The organism is Candidatus Methylomirabilota bacterium (assembly GCA_036005065.1).
Taxonomy (GTDB): Bacteria; Methylomirabilota; Methylomirabilia; order Rokubacteriales; family DASRDR01; genus DASYQW01.
Window position 1 is genome coordinate 1 of sequence record DASYQW010000056.1, and the last position, 2,481, is coordinate 2,481.

Below are 2,481 nucleotides of genomic sequence, written 5' to 3' on the forward strand. Positions count from 1 at the left end.
TGCCAGTGTGTCGACGGTCTCGGTGCTCAAGGCGAGGTGGTCCTCCCGGGTGGTGACGTGCCGGCATGGTAGCACCGTGGTGCCGCCGGTCACCCCCCGAAGGGGCCTGTATTCGGCCGTCCGAAAGTAACCCCCTCGACCCTCGCCCGACGGCGTCGGACGCCCGGCGCAGAACGGGTTCGCATCGCTGTCGGCAGTACATCTGGCCTTGCCCGAGCCACAAACCCACTGAGCACGGTCCAGCGGCAGGCGCGACGCCAGCGATCATGCATGGCCGACCATGCATCGGCGATGGTTTCGACGCCCGCCCAACGCCAACGGCCCTGCCAGGCGCCGGTATAGCGTTGTCGGCGATACGGGCCGTTTGAGGGGCGACGTGGTGGCAGGACTCGGACGCGGCGGATGCTCCCGCCGCCGCCCGCGCTGTGATGCACCTCCTGTCGGGGCCCCCGGCCGGGCGACCCTCGGCTTAGGCGCGCAGCGCCTCCGGAATCGCCGCCAGCTCGTCCCAGTATCGGACGATGGTCCGGATCCCCGTCTCGTAATTGGCGAGGATCATCGATTCGTTCGGCGCATGCGCGTTGCAGTCGGGGTTGGCGAAGCCCAGCAGGACGACCGGCAGCCCTAGGATCGACGCGAAGCTGGCGCAGACCGGGATGGATCCGCCCTCGCGAATGAACAGCGGGCGCTGACCGAAGGTCGCTTCCAGGGCGCGGACGGCGGCCTGCGTGGCCGGGTGATCCATCGGCGTCAGGCCCGGCAGCCCGCCTCCCAGGTTCGTGACCTCCACCCGGCAGCCTTCCGGGGCGGCCCGCAGGATGTGTGCGCGGACCAGCTCATAGATCTTGTCCGGCTCCTGGTTGACGACGAGCCGGCAGCTGATCTTGGCGTGGGCGCTGGCCGGGATGATCGTCTTGGCGCCCTCGCCCTGGAAGCCTCCCCAGATGCCGTTGACGTCGAGCGTGGGCCGAGCGCCACGGCGCTCGAGGGTCGTGTATCCCGGCTCCCCGACGAGCGTCGGGAGCCCCAGCTCCTCCCGGTAGGCCTCTTCATCGAAGGGCAGGGCCGCGAACGCCTCCCGATCTCGATCGCTCAGCGGGACCACGTCGTCGTAGAAGCCGGGCACCAGGATCCGGCCGTCTGCGCTCTTGAGCGCAGCGATGAGGTGGGCCAGCGCGTTGCCCGGATTCTGGACGGCTCCGCCGTAGACGCCCGAGTGGAGGTCGACCGCCGTCCCCAGGACGTCCACCTGGAAGTAGCTGATGCCCCGCAGGCCGAGCGTGATCGCCGGGAGATTCCCCTCGAAGAAGCCGGTGTCGCTGATCACCGCGAGGTCGGCCGTCAACCGATCCCGGTGTTCATCGAGCCAGCGATCGAGGTTCACGGAGGTTCCCTCCTCCTCGCCCTCGAACAGGAACTTGAGGTTGACCGGCAGCCGGCCGCGGGTGGCCAGGATGGCCTCCGCGGCCCGCAGGTGCATGTGCACCTGGGCCTTGTCGTCGGCCGCGCCCCGGGCGAGCATCCGGCCGTCGCGGATGAGCGGCTCGAACGGCGCCTTCTCCCATTCCTCGATGGGATCCGGTGGCTGGACGTCGTAGTGCCCGTACACGAGGATCGTTGGCGCTCCCTCCGCATGGAGCCAGTCGCCGTACACGAGGGGGTGGCCGCCGGTCTCGGCCACCTCGACGTGCTCGACTCCCATCGTCCGCAGCTCATCCGCCAGGAACTCGGCGGCCCGCCGACAATCCGCCGCGTTCTCGGGCAAGGCCGACACGGACGGGATGCGCAGGAATGCCTCGTATGACGCGAGCCGACGGTCGTGATTGGCATCGAGATAGGTCTCCAGGGCATCGGTGGTGGCGGTCATCGGGTCCTCCGGTGGCGGGAAGGGGTAGATCGGCTGTCGATCGGCTGGCGGCTCGAGGGTCGGGCCCAGGTGGCCCGAACTCGAATCCTACGCAGAATCGAGCCGGCGAGCCTGACGGCTCGCCGGTCGTGTCGCGTGCGTGGAATGTGGCGGCTCGCGGGCGCCGCCGGTCAGGCCGGGCTTGGTGCCGGCGCCGGCGCCGGGCCGGCCGAGGTGCCCGGCTTGTCCGAGGAGCCCGACGCCGCGGCCTTGCCCTGACCTAGCACCGGGGCGCCGCCGTGGATGTCCTCCTTGGGCGGCAGGTCGCTGAAGAGCTTCTCGAACTCCTCCGTATCGACGGTCTCCTCCGCGACGAGCTTCTCGGCCAGGTTCTGGAGCCGGTCGCGATTCGCGACAAGGACCTCCATCGCCCGGTCGTAGGCACGGTCGATGATTGCCCGAACCTCCTCGTCGATGGTCTTGGCGACATCGTCGCTGTAGTTACGCTGCTCACCGATCTCGCGGCCGAGGAAGACGAGCTCGTCGCGCTTGCCGAAGCTGAGCGGACCGAGCTTGTCGCTCATGCCGAACTCGGTGACCATCCTGCGCGCCAGGTCGGTCGCCTTCTCGATGTC

2 protein-coding genes are annotated in these 2,481 nt (G+C 69.4%); both read right to left on the bottom strand.

From position 1 onward, the window contains the following. Positions 1-469 precede the first annotated feature (469 nt). Positions 470-1,867 carry a dipeptidase gene (locus VGW35_04020; protein HEV8306810.1) on the bottom strand — a complete coding sequence of 466 codons (1,398 nt, stop codon included), beginning with the start codon at positions 1,865-1,867 and terminating at the stop codon, positions 470-472. 170 nt (positions 1,868-2,037) lie between these two features. Next, positions 2,038-2,481 (bottom strand): cell division protein FtsH (locus tag VGW35_04025; protein HEV8306811.1); only part of this gene is annotated, 444 nt, incomplete at its 5' end.

Coding starts and splice junctions, on each gene's coding strand:
- VGW35_04020 (HEV8306810.1), bottom strand. CDS start 1,867: ATGACCGCCACCACCGATGCCCTGGAGACCTATCTCGATGCCAATCAC.